Source organism: Thioalkalivibrio sp. (assembly GCF_041685615.1).
Classification (GTDB): Bacteria; Pseudomonadota; Gammaproteobacteria; order Ectothiorhodospirales; family Ectothiorhodospiraceae; genus Thioalkalivibrio.
The window spans coordinates 67175-87738 of sequence record NZ_JAWLFK010000003.1 but is presented as its reverse complement, the minus strand read 5'-3'; the positions used below and the strand labels follow the sequence as shown (position 1 = coordinate 87738).

Sequence of the window (20564 nt, the reverse complement as noted above, 5' to 3'; positions counted from 1 at the left end):
TGCTGTGGCTGATCGCCTGGTCGGCACGTGACGCGCTGGCCCCCAGCGTGGAGGCGGTGCCGGAGGATGAAGGTGTCGAGACCGTCGCCGAGTCGGACGGGGATCCGGCGGCTGGCGAGGCGCGCACCGGCGAGAGCCCGCCGCGCGAGGGCCGCCTGTCGGAGGGCGACATGGACCCGATGACCGGCGAGCCCTACGAACGCGATGAAGGGGACGGTACGCATCGGCCGATCCCGGATCCGCAGGAACAGCCGCGTACGACGGCCTCCGGCGAGATGCTGAGCGAGGAGCAGGTCGCCCGGCAGGTGCAGGAGGCGCTGGAGGCCGGACGCGCCGCCTACTGGAGCGAAGGGCCCGAAGCCGCGGCCGTGCTCCTGCGTGCCGCGCTGGAGGGCGTCCCGGCGACATCGTCGCAGCGCGCCGACTTCTACGGAGAGCTGGGCAATGCCCTGTATGCCGCGTCCGATGTCCGGGGCGCGATGCGGGCCTGGGACAGCGCGCTGGACCTGCTTCCGGCGGGCGAGCGCCGCGTGATGGTCGAACGCCTGGCGCCCGTGTATGACCGCAACCATCGGGACGGGGCACGTCACCTGCGCCAGTTCCGTTAAGGAGACGCGGATTTAATCGCGCGTCCGCGCTCGAGTCGCTTTTGCGTGCGAACAAGGCGCGGTGACTGCCGTGCAGTCATTCTGCACAAGGGAACCGCAACGCAGTTCCCACGCAAAGGCGGCCGAGCGCCTGCTTTTCAATGGCTTGTGGGGTTGGTGCCCCCTGTTCCCCGATCCTGTGTTGCGCCGCTTGCGGGTAGAACCACTACCCGCTGCACGACGCGCCTTGTCTCGGAAAACAGGGGGTACCAACGCGGACGTGCGATTAAATCCGCGTCTCCTTAAGGGCATTCGATTGGCCCGCACAGCCGGAACCGGGTGATTGCAAACGCCCAGGAGATGGAAATCTCCGGGGCGTTTTTGTGGGCAATGCAGTAGTGGGGCGCGGACTCAGACCAGCTGGTAGCGGTGCAGCTTGCGCCACAGGGTGCTGCGATCCATGCCCAGGGCGCGGGCGGTCTGCGAGCGGTTGCCGGAATGGGCGACGAGGGCGTCGCGCAGGCGCCGCGCCTCGGGATGCTCGCTGGCCTGGGGGTCGCGGGCCCCGTGGGTGCGGGAACCATTCGGTTCGGCCCCGCCGGCGCTGTCCCCGTGATGGCCATGGGTATGCGGCGCGTGGATCGTGTCGGCCGTGTGGGCGTCCACCCGCATCGGCTCGGGCAGCGGGAAGTCATCCACCTGCCCATCGCGGGCGTGCAGGGTCAGGCATTCGAATACGTTTTCCAGTTCGCGGAAGTTGCCCGGCCAGGGGTATTCCCGCAGCTTCTCCTTCAGGTGTGCGGCGATGCGGATGCCGTGATGCACCTCGTAGTCCTGCAGGTTGGCCGCCAGATCCTGGGGGCGCTCGCGCAATGGCGGGATCTCCACGGTCGCGACGGCGAGCCGGTAGAACAGGTCGGTGCGGAACTTGCCGGCCTCGACGCGGCTGCGCAGGTCCTGGTTGGAGGCGGCCAGGATGCGGACATCCACCTGCCGGGTGGTGTTCTCCCCGACTCGTTCGAAGGCCCCGTCCTGGACCGCGCGCAGCAGCTTGGCCTGCAGGCGCTGGCTCATCTCCCCGATCTCGTCGAGGAACAAGGTCCCGCTGTCGGCGGCCTCGAAGCGGCCGATCCGGTCGCTGACCGCGCCGGAAAAGGCCCCGCGGGCGTGGCCGAAGAGTTCCGATTCCAGCAGTTCCTCGGGGATGGCCGCGCAGTTGATCTCGACGAACGGGGCGTGGGCGCGGCGGCTGGTCTGGTGAATGGCCCGGGCCAGGCGCGTCTTGCCGGTGCCGGATTCGCCCAGCAGCATCACGCGCACGTCGCTGCCGGCCACGCGCCGTGCGAATTGCAGCGTGGGTCGGCAGTGGGCGTCGTGGGAGTGGAAGTGGCTGTCGTCGAGCCCGGCCCGGCCATCCTCGTACACGGTCTCCACTGCGGTGGTGCGTCGGCGCTGGGGCTGCAGGGTGATCAGTCGCAGCGCGCGCGAGTCGTCGTTCAGGCGCAGGGGCTGGCTGATGACCTCCAGCGGGAGGCTCTCGCCCTCGAGTTCGGCCATCAGGGTGAAGTGCAGGGCGTGCAAGGTATTGCGGGCGTCGGCTTCGTCGTCGCCGGCCGCGATGGCGGCCTCCCTGAGATGCGCGTCGAGATTCAGCGGGCCCAGCTGGTCCAGGGTGAGGCGGGCGTCCGGTGGGATTTGCAGGGTCTGGTGAAAGGCCGGGTTGGCGAACAGCACGCGGCCCCGGGTATCGCTGATGAGGTGTGGATCCCGACTGTGTCGGATGCAGATCTCGGCCAACTCGGTTGTGGTCATCCCGCCTCCTTGTTCTTGTTTTGGGGCTAGCGGAAACGCCCCGGCGTTGCAACACCCGAAAGGGTCTGCAACACCCGGACATGTCCCGCTTCGCCTTTCCCTGTCTCGGTTATAGCGCGAAATGGGGGTGTTGCAACAGTCGTGAAGGGAATATCAGTACATAAGTAATAACTGATTGTTTTTATAAGAATGTCACAATACTGGCATATACCTTGCTTGTAGTCGGGCATGAGTTCATCTACAAATTGGTTAATGGATACCCACCGCGGTTTTCAACCTGCTGTCCTAGGTCGCCAAACCGGTGCTGTCGCCGTGTTCCCGGGCGTCCGGTCGACTGCGGTCCATTCCCTGCCCTCGGTCCCGTGTGCGCAGGTGCGCCGGGTCCGGGCGCCCTCTTTCATCGCGACATTTGGCGCGAGGTAGGACGATCATGCTTGCTCGAGTTTCCCGAAGCCTCTTGGCTGGAACCCTTCTCGGCGCTGCGCTGGCCCTGCCGCTGGTCGCCGCGTCGGGGGCTCATGCCGCCGGTCCCGTCGTCACGGTGGAGCCGGACCGGGCGGCCACGCAGACGGTCAGCGGCACTGTGGTTCCCTACCGCGAGGTCACCCTGACCGCACAGTCGTCCGGCCGCGTGGTGGACGTGGCCGGTGCCGAGGGCGACCGCTTCGAGCAGGGGACGGTGCTGGTCGCCGTCAGCGATGACCGGTTGCGCGCCCAGCGCCAGGCGGCCGAGGCCGAGATGCGCACCGCCGAGGCGGCGATCCGCGAGGCCCAGATGCAGTACGGCCGCGAGATGATCTCGCCGCAGTCGCGCAACATCGGCCAGATGCCGGGCATGGGTGTGCCGTCGATGTTCGACCAGATGTTTACGCAGCCGATGGGGCAGTTCATGGGCATGGGCGATCCCGCGCTGGACCGCCGGACCGATCTCTATTCCCGCTACATCGGCGTGGACCAGGCGCAGGCGCGCTGGGAACAGGCCCGGGCCCAGGTGGCGGAGCTGGATGCAGCGATCCGCGACACCCGTTCCGAGGCGCCCTTTGACGGGCTGGTCATGAACAAGCACGTGGAAGAGGGCGACACCGTCCAGCCGGGGCAGCCGCTGGTGAGCTTCGGGCATGTCGAATTCCTGCGTGTCGAGGCGCAGGTGCCGGTGCGGCTCGTGAGTGGCCTTCAGGAAGACGACTACGTGCAGGTGCGCCTGGATACCGGTGACAAGGTAGAGGCACGGGTCGCCCGGATCTTCCCGCTGGCCGATCCGCAGCGCCATACCGTGACGGTCAAGTTCGACCTGCCGGAGGGCGTGCGCGGTGGACCGGGCATGCATGCCGCGGTGTATTTACCCCAGGCCGAGGCTTCGGGTAACCGGGTCGTGGTACCGCGTTCGGCCCTGATTCCGGGAGGGGCCCTGCCACGGGTCGCCGTGCTGGACGGGGAGGGCCACGTTCGGGTGCGCATGGTGCGTCTGGGCGGTTCGCGCGGCGACCAGGTGGTGGTGACCTCCGGTCTGGAGCCGGGTATGCAGATCCTGGCCCGGCCGGGGGCGGGCGTGCGTTCCGGTCAGCCGACCGGCGGCAGCTCGCCGCAATCGGGACCGGATCGCCGTGACGGTGACGCCGATCCGTGGAACCGAATGTAGGGATTCATGCCCGGCCTGGTGCCGGGTTTCACCGCTCCGGTTGCCGCCCCTGGCAGGCGCACCGGCTGCAGGGCGCCGCCCAGCCCGGCGCCCGGGACGCCAGACTGACAACAGGACCGTTCACGCTCGATGGCCGAAGACGACAAACAATCCGGTAGCGGTTTCCGGGAGAAGCACGGCGACCCCGGCATTGCCGGGCGCATGGCGGCGGCCTTTATCCATTCGCCGCTGTCGCCGCTGCTGCTGATAGCCAGTATCGCGATCGGCATCCTCGGCCTGATGGTGACGCCGCGCCAGGAGGACCCGCAGATCTCCGTGCCGATGGTGGACATCATGGTGTCCTATCCGGGCGTGCCCTCCGAGCAGGTGGCGAGCCTCGCGGCGCGGCCGCTGGAGCGGCTGATGAGCGAGTTGTCCGGCGTCGACAATGTCTACTCCGTGTCGCATCGCGGCGAGGCGATGGTGACCGTGCAGTTCGACGTTGGCGAGGAGATGGAGTCGTCCATCGTCAAGGTGCACGACAAGCTGATGGCCAATCGCGACCTGATGCCACCCGGTGTCAGCGAACCCATGGTCAAGGCCAAGGGCGCGGACGACGTGCCGGTGGTCAACCTGACCTTCTGGTCGCACGAGGTGGATGACGCCCTGCTGCGCCAGATTGCGCTGGACGCGCAGCAGCAGCTGAACGAAGTGCCCGATACCAGCCAGAGTTTCGTCGTCAGTGGACGCGAGGAGCGGCTGCGCATTGATGTCCTGCCAGAGCGCCTTGCCGGTTACGGTGTCAGCCTGGACCAGGTCGGCCAGGCCGTGCAGTCCGCGAATGTCGAGGGCTCCGCCGGACGCATCGAAAGCGGGGGGCTGAGCACCGCGGTACACACCGGGCGTTTCTTCACCGGCGCGGCGGATCTGGAACAGCTGCTGGTGGCCGTCAGTGACGGTCAGCCGGTCTACCTGCGCGACGTGGCCGAGGTGACCTACGGCCCGGGCGAGGTGGAGCAGTTCGTTCGCCACTATTCCGGCCCGGCGGCCGTCGACCCGGATGCGGCGCCGGAGGGCGCGGCGGCGGTCACCCTGGCGATCGCCAAGAAGCCCGGCAGCAACGGGGTAACGGTGGCCAACAACGTCCTCGAACGCCTGGAGCGCCTGAAGGGCAGTGCAATCCCGGACAATGTCGAGGTCGCGGTCTCGCGCGACTATGGCAAGACCGCCAACGAGAAGGTCAACGAACTGATCTTCAAGCTGTTCATCGCGACCTTCGCGGTGACCATCCTGGTGGGCCTGTTCCTGGGGATTCGTGCCGCCCTCGTGGTGCTGATCGTGATCCCGGTGGTGATCCTGTTCACTGTCTTCAGTGCCTGGGTGCTCGGCTACACCATCGACCGCGTCAGCCTGTTCGCGCTGATCTTCTCCATCGGCATCCTGGTGGACGACGCCATCGTGGTCGTGGAGAACATCTACCGACGCTGGCTGATGAAGCGCGGCATCGACACCGAGACCTCGGTGGATGCCGTGCGCGAGGTCGGCAACCCGACCATCCTGGCGACCTTCACGGTTATCGCCGCGCTGCTTCCGATGGGCTTTGTCTCCGGGATGATGGGTCCGTACATGCAGCCGATCCCGGTGCTGGGCTCGGTCGCCATGTTGTTCTCGCTGGTGGCGGCCTTCGTGTTTACCCCGTGGCTGACCCAGCGCATGCGCCCGAGCATGGCGTACCTCGAGAAGGCCACCGACAAGGAACACCGCCAGGCCGAGAAGCTGGGCCGACTCTATCGCATGGCGATCCCGGGGCTGGCCGACAACCGCGTGCGCGGCTATGGCTTTCTGATCGGCGTGATCGTGATCTTCTTCCTGGTGGTCAGCCTGTTCATGACCACCGATGTCCGCGTGAAGATGCTGCCGCTGGACAACAAGCCCGAGTTCCAGGTGGTGGTGAATTTCCCCGAGGGAACCGCTCTGACCGAGACCGCCACGCTGAGCCATGACATGGCCTCGATCCTGCGCGACATGGACGAGGTGATCGGCTTGCAGTCCTATGTCGGCACGGCGTCGCCGTTCAATTTCAATGGCTTGGTGCGCCACTACTACCTGCGCGACGAGCCGTGGCAGGGGGATATCCAGGTCCAGCTCGTGGACAAGGGCGATCGCAGCCGGACCTCGCACGAGATCGCGACCGAGGCGCGCGAACGCCTGACCCCGCTGGCCGCGGCCGCCGGTGCGGACATCCAGGTGGTCGAGATGCCGCCGGGCCCGCCTGTGCTGCAGTCGATCGTGGCCGAGGTGTACGGCCCTGATGCGGCCTCCCGCCGCGCAGTGGCCCGGGACCTCGAGGGCATGTTCGCCAATGCCGAGCACGTCGCGGACGTGGACAGCTTCCTGCAGGCGCCGCACGATGTCTGGCACTTCGATGTCGACCGCGACAAGGCGCTGCGCCGAGGCGTGGCCGTGGAGACCGTCAACCGCACCCTCGAGACCGCGATTCGCGGGCAGATCCTGGGCGATGTGAAAGCACAGTCGCTGGTGGAGCCGCACCTGATCGAGGTGCGCCTGCCGATGGGCACGCGCAACGACATTCGGCAACTGGAGATGCTGCCAGTGTTCACCCGCGAGGGCGGGTCGATCCCGCTGGCCGAACTGGGCGAATTCGTCGAGCGCCCGCAGGACGAGCCGATCTACCACAAGAATCTGCGTCCGGTGGAGTACGTGACCGGCGAGGTGGTCGGCCGCCTGGCGGCGCCGGTCTACGGCATGCTGGAGGTACAGGAGCAACTGGACGACTACCGGCTGCCGGACGGCACCCAGGTGCAACCGCACTGGTTGGGGCCGCCGCCCAATGACGGCTCCACCGCCTTCGAATGGGCCGGCGAATGGACGGTGACCTACGAGACCTTCCGCGATATGGGCATCGCCTTCGCGATCGCGCTGATCCTGATTTACATGCTGGTGGTCTGGGAGTTCGGGAACTTCGTGCTGCCGGGGATCATCATGGCGCCGATCCCGCTGACCCTGATCGGGATCATCCCCGGCCACTGGCTGATGAATGCCGAGTTTACCGCGACCTCGATGATCGGGTTCATCGCGCTGGCGGGGATCATTGTCAGAAACTCGATCCTGCTGGTGGATTTCGGCCGCCAGGCCGTGGACGAGGGCCACGACGTGCGCGACGCGATGATCCTGGCCTGCCAGGCGCGAACCCGTCCGATCATCATCACGGCACTGGCCCTGCTGGCCGGCTCCAGCGTGATCCTGTTCGATCCGATCTTCCAGGGCATGGCGATCTCGCTGATGTTCGGCACCGTGGTGGCCACGTTGCTGACGCTGCTGGTCATCCCGTTGGGCTGCATCTCCGGGCGCCGCGCCTTCTGCCCAACCAGTCTGAACGAGGACGGCGAGGCGGGCACGGCCTGTGCGCCCGGCAATGGCAATGGCAACGGCCATGGCGGGACCGCCCGTATGGCCTCCGGCGCACCTCAGGGCGGAACCGGCGAGGGGAATGACTTGTTCGGTCCGCGCGAAGGCGGGCCCGTCACCCAGGCCGTGCAGTACGCCGGGCTCTATTTCAAGTGTCTGGGGCTGGCCTTCCTCGAAGGCCTGCGTGATCTCGGTCTGGCCCTGTGGCGCCTGATCCGTTCCTTCCTTGAGCGCCGGGGCAACGGCGGTGGCGGCGCACCACCCCCCAGTGGCGGCCCGAGTGGCCCCGCCGGCGGATCCGGCGCAGGGGGGGGCGGACCGGCAGGCGGTGGCCCTTCGGGTGCGGCCCCCGGGGCACCTGCGGGCACTTCCCCGTCCGGGACGTCGGCCGATGCAACGGGTCCGGACCCGATGGCGCAGGGCCGGGAGCCGAAGGGGCATCCCGGGAAGGCGAGCGGCGCCTCCGCTGGAGAAAATGCCGGAACCCCGGATGGCGAGTCCGCGAGCTCCACCGACGCGACGGATGCGAAGGCCACCCGCGCCGCCGTGCCGACGAAAGCCGGCTCCACCCCCAAGGGGTCGTCCCGGGCGGGTGCTGGCCAGTCCGCGTCGAACAAGAAGGCCACCGGGTCGGGTACCGCAAAGGGCGGTTCGTCCCGAGGCTCGGCGAGCGGGTCCAAGGGTGCGGCCGCCGGCGCGAAGGCCGTGAAGAAACCCTCCGCCGGGGCCGCGAAGAGCTCGAAGAACAAGTCTGCCCGGGGCGCCTCCGGCCCGGCCGCCGCCACGAAAGGTCGTGCAAGCACGACCCGCAAGGACAACGACGGCGGCAAGACCGGCGGTGCCGCCCCGAACAAGCGCGCGTCGCCGGCGTCCAACAGTAAGACCGGCGGCGCCACTACGTCCGCCGCCAAGAGCAGCAAGACTGGCCGCAAGGACAGCGGCGGAGCCCCCAAGGGGGGTAGCAAGTCGGGTACACCCGGCAAGAGCCGCGCTCGGCGCGGGATTCGTCTCAAATGAACATGCAAGCAAGACCTCGAGGAGGTTCGTAATGAAGAAGCGTTTCAACACTCGAATGATCGGTACCACGCTGGCGAGCGCCGCCGTGGCATCCGTGCTCGCTCTGGGCGTGGCCCAGGCCGATGAACAGCAGGGTCAGGGCTACGGCCAGGGTCCGGCGATGGGCCAGCAGGGTCCTGTGCCCGGTCCCTATGGACATGCCCCGTACGGCTCCGGCATGGGCGCGCATCCCGGTGGCGGGATGATGCAGCAGCGTGAAGGCACCGGTGATTTCAGCTTCGGCATGTCCGGGCGTGGCCAGGGCCAGGGTTATGGCCGCGGTCATGGCGATGGTTACGGCCAGGGGTACGGTCGCGGCTATCAGGGCTACGGGCCCGGATACGGTGGCCCCGGTTATGGCCAGGGCTATGGTCCCGGTCCGCAGGCGGGCGGTCCCGGCCATCCGGGGATGATGCAGCCGGGCTACGGCATGCAGCAGGGCCAGATGCCGGAGTTCGATCCGGACAACCTGCCGGAAGACATGCCGGAAGAGATGCGCGAGCGCATCAAGGCACAGCATGCCGAGCGTCAGGAGTACATGGAAGAGATGCAGTCCATGCGCGAGGCGCGCGAGGAGGCGATGGAAGCCGGGCGTGAGGCGTACGAGGAAGAGATGGAACGCCAGCGCGAGCGTCGCATGGAGATGATGCAGGAGCGTCGCGAGTCCATGGAAGAAGGTGACGATGACTGATCCGCGGATCAGTCATCGCAGGCCGACGGGCGCCCGTGCCCGTCGCAGTGGAAGCCAGACGGAGGCAGTTCGTCATGCAGGGCAGGCAGTCCGGTCAATCGCAGCGCACGTGGGTCATCAGTGCCCCGATTCTCGGGGTCGTGCTGGCCGCGGGGTTTCTGTTGCCGGGCGCCGAGCTGAAAGCGACTGATCGCCCCAATCCCTGGGCCTCCGGTTCGCCGGAGGTGGAGCGCTCGGCGCCGGAACGCCCGCGCGGGCGTTTCCCGGACCGCGATTACGACCCGTCACGGCGGGACGAGTCGCGGGAAGTGCCAGGGCCTCCGGACCAGGCTCCGGCGTACGGCGGCTATGGGCCGCAGGGCCCGTACGGCACACCCGGTGCTCCGTCGTTCCACACCCCCGGCGGGATGCCAGGGGGAAATCCATACGGGTATCCGGGTTCGCCCGGGTATCCGGGAATGGGAGGGCCGGCATCGGTCTTCCCCTGGGGGATGGGCGGCTTTCCGTTCCCCTGACCAGTAAGGCGTGCATTCGAGAAGCCCTCCCCGCATGCGCGCATTCAAATTGAGGGCACGACTCCTTGAGGAGGTAGTACCATGAACCAGTTCGTTAAAGCAGCAGTTCTCGCCGTTTCCCTGGGTGGCCTGGCCGCCCCGATGATGGCCTCCGCCCAGTGGGGCGGTCCGGGCTACGGGTATGGCCCCGGCGCCTATGGTCCGGGCTACGGCGGCCCGAGCATGCCCTTCTTCGGCGGCCCCGGTTATGGCTCCGGCCGTAATTACGGCATGGGCGACATGATGGGCGACATGATGGGCGACGGTAACTTTGACTTCTCCGCCAGCGGTCGTGGCCGCGGCCACGGGTATGGCCAGGGTTATGGCGATGGCCGAGGCTATGGTCAGGGGTATGGCCACCCGGGTTACGGCTATGGCCCGGGCTACGGGTATGGCCCCGGCTATGGCCCGGGGTACGGTCCGCAGGGCTATGGCCCGCAGGGTCCGATGCCGCAGCAGCCCCAGCAGCAACAGCAGCAGGGCCAGGGCAACTAAGCCCAGCCACCTGTCCGGGCCTGCCCGATTTCGGGCAGGCCCTTTTTTCCGAATATTGCGGATTGGCGGGCTGTGGACAGCCGCCAATCCGCAATATTCACGGGGACATGCATCCGTGTTCCCTCAAAGGAGACGCCATGCAGACCGTCGTCGCCAATCTCAAGGGCGGTACCGGCAAGAGTACCGTGGTCTTCAACCTGGCCCTGTGGTTGCTGGAGGGGCGCCGCCGTGCCCTGACCGTGGATCTTGATCCCCAGCGGACTCTCAGCGACGTGCTGGAGGTGCGCCAGGAGGAGGGCTACGAACCGGTCCTGGACTCGGCGGAGGATCTTGATGCGGCGCGTTCCCGGGCCGGCGAGTACGAAGAGGTGCTGATCGATGTCGGGGCATCGGACATGGGGTCGCTGATGGCGGCGGTGCAGGGCTCCGACCGCGTGCTGATCCCGGTGCCCCCCAGTCAGGCAGACGTCTGGTCGACCCATCGTTTCGTGCAGCGGATACAGGACGAGCGTGGCGCACGCGACCATCCGGAGATTCTGGCGTTCATCAACCGGGCCGATACCCACCAGGCCGTGCGCGAGACCGACGAGACCTTCGAGGCGCTTCAACAGATCGAGGGCGTGCGTCTGCTCAAGCCCCGGCTGAAGCAGCGGATGGCCTTCCGGCGCTCGTTCAGCGAGGGGCTCTCCGTGCGCGAACTGGAGCCTCGCGGAAAGGCGGCCGCCGAGCTGGATGCCCTGGCGGCCGCCGTGTTCGGGCGCAGCCGACGCAAAAAACGGTAAGGTGTTGCACCCGGCGGTTGCCGGGACGCGGACACCAGGAGGAGAGGTTCATGCGCTTCATACGCAATGCACTGGTCGTGATTGGCCTTCTGGCGCTGGTCGGCGTGGGGTACGCGATCTTCGCGTTCGAACCCTATCTGGGGCAGGTCCGTTCGCTGGATTCCCAGGCGCCCAAGATCTATTCGCAGATGGCCCGCACGGTGCTGGAGACCGGCGACGCCGCCGAGGCGATGGTCTACAAGCGCAAGGTGGACGATGATCTGTCCGTCGAGGAGGTGGAGGATGTCCTGCGGCTGGTCGCCAACGAGCTGAATATTCGCAATGTGGGTGAACTGCCGATGGGCGAAGAGGTTCGCAGCGTGACCGGCGAGGACTTCCCGTTCCTCAAGATCTACATGTTCTGCGATGTCGCCATTGCCGCAGAGATGGTGCGTCACAGCCCGGCTATGGCCGCGTATCTGCCGTGCCGGATCGTGCTGCAGGAGGATGCCGAGGGCAATCTGTGGCTGATGACGCTGGATCTGGACCCGATGATCCACGGGGGGCGGCCGTTGCCCGAGGATCTGCGCGAGCAGGCGGTGTTCGTGAAGGATTCCCTGGAGGAGATCATTGATCGCGCCGCCGTTGGCGCCTTTTGACGGGGCAGACCGCCCCCCGTTTCCCGCAATCGACAGAGGCCGTTCAATTGAGTGACGAGAGTAGCAGTGAGTTCAACGAGGTCCGCGACGAGGCGGACAAGGCGGATGCCCGGTCCCGGCGTCTGGAGCTGATTGTGTATACCGCCCTGGTGGCCTTCATCGTGCTGGCGATCTACGGCTTCTGGCTCATCACCAGCCTGACCCGGGATGTAGGGCAGCTTACCCAGGAGATCACGCAGATGACCCAGGTCATGGACCGCGACATGTCGACCATCGCCGGGCACATGGCATCGATGGACCAGCAGATGACGGACATCAACAACACCATGCGCGTGATGAACGAGGAAGTCGCCGTTATTGCGGGCAATACCCAGTCGATGGACGCCAATATCGGCTCGATGACGCGCGATACCAGCGTGATGGCGGGATCGATCACCGGCATGCAGCAGGATATGTGGAGCCTGAATCGCAATGTGGGCGAGCCCATGGGTATGATGAACATGTTCAATCCATTCAACGATCAGGGCGGTCCGGTCCGGGGTTCGCCGGGGCCGTACTACCCGCGCTGATCCAGCCTTTAGACTGACGGAGTCCGCATGTTCAATCGTCCTGGCCCTCGCGTGCGCAAGCAGCTCAAGCTTCTGAGCGACCGTCTTGCCGAAGAGAATCCGGTCCTGAAGGGAGTTGTCGATCCCTTCCGGGATCTGGACCGGGTCGGCTACGCGGCCGGCCTGCTCGATCCCACCGAGGATTCCTACGCCTTCGGCATCTCCTGGTGGCCGATGATCGCCATGCTGGGGACCTTCTCCGCCGGCAAGTCCACGTTCATCAACGAATACGTGGGCACGACCGTGCAGCGCAGCGGCTCCCAGGCGGTGGACGACAAGTTCACGGTGATCAGCTACGGCGGCAGCGAACATGTCCAGGAACTGCCGGGGCTGGCACTGGACGGCGATCCGCGCTTCCCGTTCTATCGGGTGTCCGACGAGATCGAGCGCATCACCGATGGTGGCGGTCGTACGGTGGATCACTTCCTGGCGATGAAGACCGCGCGCTCGGAGCACCTGCGCGGGCGCATCATTATCGACTCGCCCGGATTCGATGCCGACGAGCAGCGCGCGACCATCCTGCAGCTGACCGATCACATCATCGATCTCTCCGATCTGGTCCTGGTCTTCTTCGATGCCCGCCACCCGGAGCCGGGCGCGATGCGCGACACCCTGGAGCACCTGGTCAATCGCGTCGCGGAACGCAATGACTTCACCAAGCTGGTGTTCATCCTCAACCAGATCGACACCACCTGGCGCGAGGACAACCTGGAAGAGGTCGTTTCCGCCTGGCAGCGCGCCGTCGTGCGCCAGGGCAACGCCACCGGACGGTTCTACTGCCTTTACAACGAGAGCGCGGCGGTGGAGATCGGCGACCCGCAGGTGCGCGAGCGCTACGAGGAAAAATCCCGGCGCGACCGACAGGAGATCCACGCCAAGATTCAGGAGATCAGTTCCTCGCGCTCCTACCGCATCCTGGGGTCACTGCAGGCGATTGCGGAATCCATCGAGATGGATGCCCTGCCGGCCCTGAAGAAAGCACTGGAGCAGTGGCGCCGACGCGTGGTGCAGTTTGATGCCGCGATGTACGCGGTGGTTGTGGTGATCCTGGGCCTGGTCGGCTACCAGTCGGCGGGTGGCCTTGCCCCGTGGACGGATGGCAGTGTGTGGCAGTCCATGGGCGAGCGCCCGCTGCTGACGGCCTTTGGTCTGGTGGTGCTGGTGATCGTCCTGGGCGGGATCCATTTCTTCAACCGCCGCTGGCTGGCGCGCCGCATCGCGCGGACCCTGCCCACGGAGACTGCCGCCGGGAACTGGCGGGCGGCCTTCGAGAAAAACACGCGGCCTTGGCGCCCGATGATGGGGCGTGCGCCCCTGGGTCTGGGTCGGCGCATGATCAGCCGCCTGCATCAACTGCGCGACCGCGCCGAGGCCTATATCCAGCGCCTGAACAACCAGTTCGTCGATGCCAGCCCGGTTTCGCGCCAGGGCGGGCGGGCCTCGGCCACCGATGTCTACCACCCGCCGGAGCCGGAAGTCGCGGCCCCGGATCCCGCGCCGGGCACGGATGCGCCCCGCGACTATGCCGAGCCGGAAGCGCCGGAGAAGCGCTAGGGAAACATTGATCAGTGTTTCCCTGACAGGCTCGCGCCACAACCCCGAAGTCGCACAGCCTGGGGGCGGCTATATTAGCCGTAGATGTTGTGCAGGAGGAGCACGATGACCATACTGGCATGGCTCATGTTTGCGTTGGCGATGATCCTGGTCCCAATCTCGGTGTGGGCCAGCATGGCGGCGCTGGGGGTATGTGCGGGCTGTGCACTGATCCGCGACTGGCGCAGGGGGCGCCAGACAACGGGTCAGTAAGCCGACGACCAACCCACGGGCTTTTAATCAACCAGGGAGGGACCGCGCGCAGGGGGCTGTGGCGGGTCCGGCTCCCTCACCACTGGAGGAGAGAGTAGAAATGAGTGATCAAAAGAAAATGGCCATCATTGCCACCAAGGGCAGCCTGGACTGGGGCTATCCCCCGTTCATCCTGGCTTCCACGGCGGCGGCCCTGGGCTACGACTGCGAGGTGTTCTTTACCTTTTACGGCCTGCAGCTGCTGCGCAAGAAGCTGGACCTGCAGGTGACCTCGCTGGGCAACCCGGGCATGCCGATGCCGATGCCCATGCCGGTGATGCTGCAGGCCCTGCCGGGCATGCAGAAGATGATGACCGTGATGATGAAGAAGAAGATGGCGGCGAAGGGTGTCTCCGATCTGAGTGACCTGCGCGAGCTGTGTCTGGAGGCCGAGGTGCGCATGATCGCCTGCCAGATGACGGTGGACCTGTTCGACATGGACACAAGCGAATTCATCGATGGCGTGGAATACGCCGGGGCTGCCGCGTTCTTCGAGTTCGCCGGCGAGTCCGACATCTGCCTGTTCATCTGAACCGGCGGCGCGCCAGGCGCGCCCTCAGGGCCCCGGGGCGTTGCGCTGCGGGGCCTTTTTTGTTTTCGGGGTGTGTCGGTAAGTCAAGAGCGATTAACAGGAAGATGGGAAGGTTGGAAGATTTATTGGGATTGAGGATGCGCCGTGCCGTGGTGTGGCGATGGGGTAACGTGTGAGCATTCGCTATCGCCCTTTATCCTTGAACCCTTCCGATCTTCCAGCCTTCCTGTGAATCGCTTTTGACCTGCTTTGTTAAAGAGGGCGAGGGATTAGTCGTGGCCGGCGTACATGGCCTCGATGGCCTCGGCGTAGTGCTTGGCGATGACCGGGCGCTTGAGCTTCATGGTCGGGGTCAGCATGCCGTTGTCCACCGACCACGGTTCGTGCACCACGTGCAGGTGGCGGATCCTGGCGTAGCCGGGAAAGTCGCGCAGCTGGTACTGCATCCGTTGCAGCAGGGCCCGTTCGGCGGCCCGTGGCAGGCGTCCGGCGGTGCCGGGGTCAAGATCGTGGTCCTCGGCGAACGTGGTCCAGGCCTCGGGCTCGGGGACGACCAGGGCGCTCAGGAAGGCGTGGCCGTCGCCCACCACCATCACCTGGTCGAACAGGGCATCCAGGGCGATGGCCATCTCCATGTCCGCCGGCGGGACCTTCTCGCCGTTGGTCAGCACGAGGATGTCCTTCAGGCGTCCTGTGATGAAGATGTGCCCATCCTGGTCGATTTGCGCCTGATCGCCACTATGCAGCCATTGATCCTCGTCGATCGTGCTCGCGGTCGCCTCCTCGTTCTTCCAGTAGCCGAGCATCACGCTGGAGGACCGGGTGAGGAGTTCGTCCATCTCGCCGATCTTTACCTCGATCCCGGGCAGCGGTTTGCCGATGGAGGCGGGCAGGTTGTCGTCCGGGGTGTTCACGCTGACCACCGGGCTGGATTCGGTCATGCCATAACCGTGCAGCACTGGCAGACCCAGGCCGATGAAGAAGCGCGCGATCGGGGGCGGCAATGCGGCGCCTCCGCAGACGGCGAAGCTCAGCTTGCCGCCCAGCCGATCCAGAACCCTGCGCGCGACGATGCGCTCCAGCAGTGGCCACAGCAGGAAGGCGGGGGACCAGGACGCGCGCCCCTGCTGGTATTCGAAGCGGCGCCAGCCGATGGCCACGGTCGCCTTGAACAGGCCGCGGCCGAGCGCGGATTTCTTTTTAAGACCTGCCTGAATCCGGCCATGCACCCGTTCGTAGATGCGCGGGACCGAGATCAGCACGGTCGGCTGGACGGATAGCAGGTCCTCGCCCAACCCCTGAATGGAGCGCGCGAAGGCGACCTCCGCGCCGATCAGCATGGGCATGTAATAGCCGCCGGTCCGTTCCAGCATGTGCGACAAGGGCAGGAAGGACAGGAAGCGGTCGGTATCCGACAGTGGTCCGGCGGTGGAGGAGGCGCAGGCGTTGTCGAGAATGTTGCGGTGCGAAAGCATCACGCCCTTGGGACGACCGGTGGTCCCGGAGGTAAACACGATGGTTGCCAGCGCCAGCGGGTCGAGGTCCGGGCGATGTATCCGGTCGGGATCGCCGCGCTCCAGCCAGGTGCCGACGTCCGTGACCCGCTCGTCGGCCGGCTCGCCGTCGGTGTGGCCCAGGCAGACGATGCGCTTGAGCGAGGGCATGTTCTCGAAATGCTCGGAGAGGCGCCGGTTGTGCACGCTCTCGCCCAGAAGAAGCAGGCGCGCCTGGGTCTGGCCGATGATATAGGCCACGTTGTCGGGGCGGTCGTCGGTGTACAGCGGGACGGTGATCAGCCCCAGCTCGGTCGCGGCCTGGTCGAAGGCGACCCACTCCCGGGAGTTGCCGAGCATCAGAGCGACGCGTTCGGCGGGCTTGAAGCCCTCGCGCGCCAGTGCCGCCTGCCAGCGGTCGACCATTGCAGCCATGTCGCTCCAAGAGGTCTGCTTCCACGCCCCGTCGGAGGCGCTGAAGTGGCGATAGGCCGGAGCATCAGGGCTCATGGATACGCGGGTACGAAACAGCGCCGGCAGGGTGGGGGCCTGCTCCGGGGTGATAGTGGTCGACGACATGGGGCCTCGCGCGCGGAGTTCGGTTGTCCCGGACGTTAGAGGACGCGCGCAACCGGGGCAAGCCTGCCATGTGGCGCGGCCCCGCGAGGGTCAGCGAACCCCCAGCGGATGGGACACGGGCTGGTAGGCGATCGCGCCGAGTACCAGGCTGAGGCCGATCAGAGCGATCACGCCACCGCCGGCCAGGCCCAGGGCCGGCCCGATGTAGGTGAGCCGGCCCATGCGCGTGGGCCCCAGCCAGCGCCGCGTCCAGTCGCGTGCGGAGACGGCGAGGGTGGCCAGCACCGAGACGGTCGCGGCGGTGCCCAGGGACATCGCCAGCACCGCCGCCACGCCCGCCCAGGCAAGACCCAGGGCGGCGGAGACCGCCATGATCAGCACGGCCCCGGAACAGGGGCGGATGCCGACGGCCAGTACAGTGCCCCACCAGGTTCCGCGGTGGTCGGGGTCCACGTGGTGGGGCGTGTCGCAGCCACAGAGGGCGTGACGTGCGTGTCCGTGTGTGTGTTCGTGGCCGTGGTCATCCGTGCGGGAGTGCGCACCATGGTGTGCACGCTGCAGCCGCCAGGCGTGGCGCAGGGCGCGGGCCATCAGCCACAATCCGAGCAGCGCGACCAGGGCGAAGCTGGCGATCTCCAGCGTCCGGACCTGTCCCAGGGTATCCCGGGCCAGCCAGCCGAAAAGCCCGATCAGGACACCGATCAGAACGATCGCGGTGAACCCCTGCGCCAGCGCGGAGACGGTGGACAGCAGGATGCCGCGGCGCAGGTTCTGCGGCTGGGTCAGCAGGTAGGCGCTGATCACGGCCTTCCCGTGGCCCGGGCCGGCAGCGTGAAAAATCCCGTAGAGGAAGCTGACCAGGATCAGGGCGCCGGCGGTGTGGGCCGTGGGGCCGTCGCGCAGGGCGTGCAGGCCTTCGGTAAGGCTGCGGTGGAGCTGGCGCTGGGTCTGGAGCATCCAGCCGGTCAGGCGTTCCAGCGGACCCGGCGGCTCGGCCCGCGGGGCGGGTGCGTCGAGGCTGGCCGAAGGGGCGGGTGCTGCGCGTTCGTCCGGTGCCTCGGTGGGGGCACCGAGCGGATGCGCGGCCTCGGCCTGCGCGAGCCCGAAACCGCCGAACAACAGGAGCAGTACCAGCAGGCCCTGAAGGCCCGGACGAGGGAGGCGCGGGAATCGGCAAATCGTGTGGCACATGACGTTACCGTATAACACGCGGCGTGCGGGGTGGTGTACAGGATGTCCGGTCATCGCGGTGTGTCTTCCCCCGGGTCACATTCCAGCGTGGCCGTCTCCGCGAAATGGCGCCCGAGTTGGTCCACCGGGCTGCGGTCCTGGCGTTCCAGGGTGGCGGCGTAGCGGGTCAACTGCGGGTCCGGGCGGGGTTGGGTGATCGTCACCTCGCAGCCGGGGCGGTTCTCGACGAAGATGATGTCATCCGGGTCATGCAGGATCTCGATCCAGTACTCGGGGTCGTACACCCGGTAGGTGAAGGCATCGCCGGCCATAATGTCGTGATCGGCCAGCGGGATCTCGAAGCGCAGGTGCAGGCGGCGCTCTTCCAGGGTCAGGCGGGCGTTTTCCGCCGGCGGGACGTCCAGGTCCCGGTCGCCCAGACTCAGTTCGGTGAAGTAGTCGTGCCCGGCCAGGTTCTCCCGCATGCGTTCGGCGGCGTGTTCCAGGGCCCTGTCGATGTCGGTGTCCCCGTCGAGCTGGCCGGTCAGGTCCTCCAGCAGCATGTGGCTGTAGGTCGGGTCGATCCGCCAGGACTGGTTCATTCGGATCAATTCGCCGGCGTCGTTGAAGACCAGGCCCACGCGCAGGTCGATCCAGGCATGCGGATGGGCGAGTGCGGCGGCCGGCAGGAACAGGCCAAGCACGAGCACGAGCCAGGAACGCATGGGCACGGGTTTCAGGTCGCGCGCTGCCAGCGCGTGCCGTCCGGGGTGTCCTCGAGCTCGATGCCGTTGGCCGTCAGTTCGTCGCGAATGGCATCGGCGGTGGCGAAGTCGCGGTCCTTGCGCGCGGCCTGGCGCGCCACGATGCGTTCCTCCACCCAGGCCGCCAGCTCGTGGTCGCCGGCATCGCCCTGGAACCACGCAGCCGGGTCCTGCTGCAGCAGGCCCAGCAGGCCGGCCCCGGACAGGAGCTCGCCCTTGCGCCGCGCGCGCTGGGCATTGTCCGTGGCCGTCGCCAGGGCATCGCTCATGCGGTGCAGCGCGGTGATCGCGGCCGGGGTGTTCAGGTCGTCCAGCAGCGCTGCGAACACCGGGGTCTCGGCGGCGGCAACAAGCGGGTCTGGTTCGATATCGGCGGCGTCGCGTAGCACGCGGTACAGGCCGTTCAGGCTGTTGCGTGCCTGGGCCAGGGTCTCTTCCGAGAAGTTCAGCGGGGCGCGGTAGTGACGCGACAGCAGCGCCAGGCGCAGGACCTCGCCGGGGTAGTGCCGCAGCAGGTCGTGCAGCAGCTGAAAGTTGCCCAGCGACTTGGACATCTTCTCGCCGTCGATGGTCAGGTGCCCGTTGTGCACCCAGTAGCGGGCGTAGTGGGTGCCATGCTCCTGGCAGCCCTCGGCCGCGCAGCCCTGGGCAATCTCGTTCTCGTGGTGCGGGAAGACCAGGTCGTGGCCGCCGCCATGGATGTCGATCATCGGGCCCAGGTGGCTGCGGATCATCGCCGTGCACTCCAGGTGCCAGCCGGGGCGGCCCGTGCCCCAGGGGCTCTCCCAGCCTGGCTCGCCGGCGGCGGCCGGTTTCCACAACACGAAGTCGCCAGCGTGGCGCTTGTATTCGGCGACCTCGACCCGGGCGCCGGCCTGCATGTCCTCCAGCGAGCGCCCGGACAGGGCGCCGTATTCCGGGTAGGAGGTCACGTCGAAGAGCACGTGATCATCGGCGACGTAGGCATGGCCGCGTTCGATCAGCCGTTCGATCAGTTCGATCATGGGCTGGATGTGTTCGGTCGCGCGTGGCTCCAGGGTGGGTTCCAGCGTGCCCAGTTCCGCGATGTCCTCGTGGAAGGCCCGGGTGAAGCGTTCGGTGAGCGCCGCGATGGGCTCGCCGTTGTCGGCGGCGGCCTTGTTGATCTTGTCGTCGACGTCGGTGATGTTGCGGGCGTAGACCACGTGGTCCGGGCCGTAGAGCTCGCGCAGCACACGAAACAGCACGTCGAAGACGACCACCGGCCGGCCGTTGCCGATATGCACGCGGTTGTACACGGTGGGGCCGCAGACGTAGAGCGTCACCCGCTCCGGGTCCTGGGGCACGAAGGGTTCGTCGCGCCCGCCCAGGGTGTTGTGCAGGGTGAGGGTCCGGGACGCGCTCATTGGCCGGTGTCCTTGCCGTACAGCGTCTCGGGGGCGATCTCGGGGTCGCTGGTGACCACGACGGCGTCATTGTCGACCTGCAGGTAGAAGCAGCTGCGCCGCCCGGTGTGGCAGGCCGGACCGGTCTGGTCGACCTTCAGCAGGAGGGTGTCGCCGTCGCAATCCAGGTGCAGGGAATGCAGGTGCTGCACCTGCCCGGATTGGTCGCCCTTGCGCCACAGGGCCTGGCGCGAGCGCGAGTAGTAGCACACGCGACCGGTGGCCAGGGTCTCGTCCAGGGCCTCGCGGTTCATCCACGCCAGCATCAGCACTTCGCCGGTGTCGTGCTGCTGGGCGATCGCGGGGATCAGACCGTCGGCGTTGAGCTTCAGGCGCTCCAGGACGTCGGGGGTGGGGTGGCGCTCGCCACGGGGTTCGCCTTCGAGTTGCTTGAACATCGCTGCGTCCGCTTGCGGGAGCGGCGAAGAATAGCATTTTCGAATGGCGCCCCGAAGCCCGCGACCGGCCCCACGCACCCTGGGTCATC

17 protein-coding genes are annotated in these 20564 nt (G+C 67.0%); 11 read left to right on the top strand and 6 right to left on the bottom strand.

Annotated features, from left to right (window positions below):
* Positions 1-2: 2 nt before the first annotated feature.
* Positions 3-608 carry a hypothetical protein gene (locus ACESLR_RS01245; RefSeq protein WP_373066584.1) on the top strand — a complete coding sequence of 202 codons (606 nt, stop codon included), beginning with the start codon at positions 3-5 and terminating at the stop codon, positions 606-608.
* Positions 609-998: 390 nt separating this feature from the next.
* Here the strand turns inward: ACESLR_RS01245 and ACESLR_RS01240 are convergent, their stop codons facing one another.
* Positions 999-2399, bottom strand: coding sequence for a sigma-54 interaction domain-containing protein (locus ACESLR_RS01240; protein ID WP_373024298.1), 1401 nt, complete (start codon positions 2397-2399; stop codon positions 999-1001).
* A 430-nt stretch (positions 2400-2829) separates the two neighbouring features.
* Here ACESLR_RS01240 and ACESLR_RS01235 point away from each other — a divergent pair, with 430 nt between their 5' ends.
* From ACESLR_RS01235 to dsrE2, 10 genes are all read left to right on the top strand, one after another.
* Positions 2830-4038 carry an efflux RND transporter periplasmic adaptor subunit gene (locus ACESLR_RS01235; protein WP_373024297.1) on the top strand — a complete coding sequence of 403 codons (1209 nt, stop codon included), beginning with the start codon at positions 2830-2832 and terminating at the stop codon, positions 4036-4038.
* Between the two features lie 129 nt (positions 4039-4167).
* Positions 4168-8463 (top strand): efflux RND transporter permease subunit, encoded by a 4296-nt coding sequence (locus ACESLR_RS01230; protein ID WP_373024296.1) that lies wholly within the window; start codon positions 4168-4170, stop codon positions 8461-8463.
* 31 nt (positions 8464-8494) lie between these two features.
* The gene (locus ACESLR_RS01225) at positions 8495-9193 is read left to right on the top strand and encodes a hypothetical protein (protein ID WP_373024295.1); all 699 of its coding nucleotides are present in this window, start codon (positions 8495-8497) and stop codon (positions 9191-9193) included.
* A gap of 596 nt (positions 9194-9789) precedes the next feature.
* On the top strand, positions 9790-10242 hold the full coding sequence (locus tag ACESLR_RS01220) for a sulfur globule family protein (protein WP_373024294.1): 453 nt from the start codon (positions 9790-9792) through the stop codon (positions 10240-10242).
* A 137-nt stretch (positions 10243-10379) separates the two neighbouring features.
* Complete coding sequence (locus ACESLR_RS01215) at positions 10380-11024, top strand: AAA family ATPase (RefSeq protein WP_373024293.1); 645 nt, start codon at positions 10380-10382, stop codon at positions 11022-11024.
* A gap of 50 nt (positions 11025-11074) precedes the next feature.
* A complete protein-coding gene (locus tag ACESLR_RS01210; RefSeq protein WP_373024292.1) occupies positions 11075-11662 on the top strand; it encodes a DUF302 domain-containing protein in 588 nt (195 codons plus the stop codon).
* A gap of 47 nt (positions 11663-11709) precedes the next feature.
* Complete coding sequence (locus ACESLR_RS01205) at positions 11710-12231, top strand: methyl-accepting chemotaxis protein (protein WP_373024291.1); 522 nt, start codon at positions 11710-11712, stop codon at positions 12229-12231.
* A gap of 27 nt (positions 12232-12258) precedes the next feature.
* Positions 12259-13824 carry a dynamin family protein gene (locus ACESLR_RS01200; protein ID WP_373054363.1) on the top strand — a complete coding sequence of 522 codons (1566 nt, stop codon included), beginning with the start codon at positions 12259-12261 and terminating at the stop codon, positions 13822-13824.
* A gap of 105 nt (positions 13825-13929) precedes the next feature.
* Positions 13930-14076, top strand: coding sequence for a hypothetical protein (locus tag ACESLR_RS01195; protein ID WP_373024289.1), 147 nt, complete (start codon positions 13930-13932; stop codon positions 14074-14076).
* A gap of 100 nt (positions 14077-14176) precedes the next feature.
* Entirely contained in the window at positions 14177-14647 is a 471-nt protein-coding gene (dsrE2, locus tag ACESLR_RS01190; RefSeq protein ID WP_373024288.1) for a sulfur carrier protein DsrE2, read from the top strand.
* A 269-nt stretch (positions 14648-14916) separates the two neighbouring features.
* Here dsrE2 and ACESLR_RS01185 read toward each other — a convergent pair whose 3' ends face one another.
* From ACESLR_RS01185 to hisI, 5 genes are all read right to left on the bottom strand, one after another.
* Entirely contained in the window at positions 14917-16719 is a 1803-nt protein-coding gene (locus ACESLR_RS01185) for an AMP-dependent synthetase/ligase (protein WP_373024287.1), read from the bottom strand.
* A gap of 90 nt (positions 16720-16809) precedes the next feature.
* Positions 16810-17910 carry a nickel/cobalt transporter gene (locus ACESLR_RS01180; protein WP_373024286.1) on the bottom strand — a complete coding sequence of 367 codons (1101 nt, stop codon included), beginning with the start codon at positions 17908-17910 and terminating at the stop codon, positions 16810-16812.
* A 50-nt stretch (positions 17911-17960) separates the two neighbouring features.
* Positions 17961-18614, bottom strand: coding sequence for a DUF1007 family protein (locus ACESLR_RS01175; RefSeq protein WP_373024285.1), 654 nt, complete (start codon positions 18612-18614; stop codon positions 17961-17963).
* Between the two features lie 11 nt (positions 18615-18625).
* Positions 18626-20038: a cysteine--tRNA ligase gene (gene cysS / locus ACESLR_RS01170; protein WP_373024284.1), complete on the bottom strand. Its 1413-nt coding sequence runs from the start codon at positions 20036-20038 to the stop codon at positions 18626-18628.
* Positions 20035-20475, bottom strand: coding sequence for a phosphoribosyl-AMP cyclohydrolase (hisI, locus tag ACESLR_RS01165; protein WP_373024283.1), 441 nt, complete (start codon positions 20473-20475; stop codon positions 20035-20037). The genes cysS and hisI overlap by 4 nt, the downstream gene beginning before the upstream one ends.
* Positions 20476-20564: the final 89 nt, after the last annotated feature.

Coding starts and splice junctions, on each gene's coding strand:
- ACESLR_RS01180 (WP_373024286.1), bottom strand. CDS start 17,910: ATGTGCCACACGATTTGCCGATTCCCGCGCCTCCCTCGTCCGGGCCTT.
- ACESLR_RS01210 (WP_373024292.1), top strand. CDS start 11,075: ATGCGCTTCATACGCAATGCACTGGTCGTGATTGGCCTTCTGGCGCTG.
- cysS (WP_373024284.1), bottom strand. CDS start 20,038: ATGAGCGCGTCCCGGACCCTCACCCTGCACAACACCCTGGGCGGGCGC.
- ACESLR_RS01200 (WP_373054363.1), top strand. CDS start 12,259: ATGTTCAATCGTCCTGGCCCTCGCGTGCGCAAGCAGCTCAAGCTTCTG.
- dsrE2 (WP_373024288.1), top strand. CDS start 14,177: ATGAGTGATCAAAAGAAAATGGCCATCATTGCCACCAAGGGCAGCCTG.
- ACESLR_RS01225 (WP_373024295.1), top strand. CDS start 8,495: ATGAAGAAGCGTTTCAACACTCGAATGATCGGTACCACGCTGGCGAGC.
- ACESLR_RS01220 (WP_373024294.1), top strand. CDS start 9,790: ATGAACCAGTTCGTTAAAGCAGCAGTTCTCGCCGTTTCCCTGGGTGGC.
- ACESLR_RS01235 (WP_373024297.1), top strand. CDS start 2,830: ATGCTTGCTCGAGTTTCCCGAAGCCTCTTGGCTGGAACCCTTCTCGGC.
- ACESLR_RS01175 (WP_373024285.1), bottom strand. CDS start 18,614: ATGCGTTCCTGGCTCGTGCTCGTGCTTGGCCTGTTCCTGCCGGCCGCC.
- ACESLR_RS01215 (WP_373024293.1), top strand. CDS start 10,380: ATGCAGACCGTCGTCGCCAATCTCAAGGGCGGTACCGGCAAGAGTACC.
- ACESLR_RS01185 (WP_373024287.1), bottom strand. CDS start 16,719: ATGTCGTCGACCACTATCACCCCGGAGCAGGCCCCCACCCTGCCGGCG.
- hisI (WP_373024283.1), bottom strand. CDS start 20,475: ATGTTCAAGCAACTCGAAGGCGAACCCCGTGGCGAGCGCCACCCCACC.
- ACESLR_RS01230 (WP_373024296.1), top strand. CDS start 4,168: ATGGCCGAAGACGACAAACAATCCGGTAGCGGTTTCCGGGAGAAGCAC.
- ACESLR_RS01195 (WP_373024289.1), top strand. CDS start 13,930: ATGACCATACTGGCATGGCTCATGTTTGCGTTGGCGATGATCCTGGTC.
- ACESLR_RS01240 (WP_373024298.1), bottom strand. CDS start 2,399: ATGACCACAACCGAGTTGGCCGAGATCTGCATCCGACACAGTCGGGAT.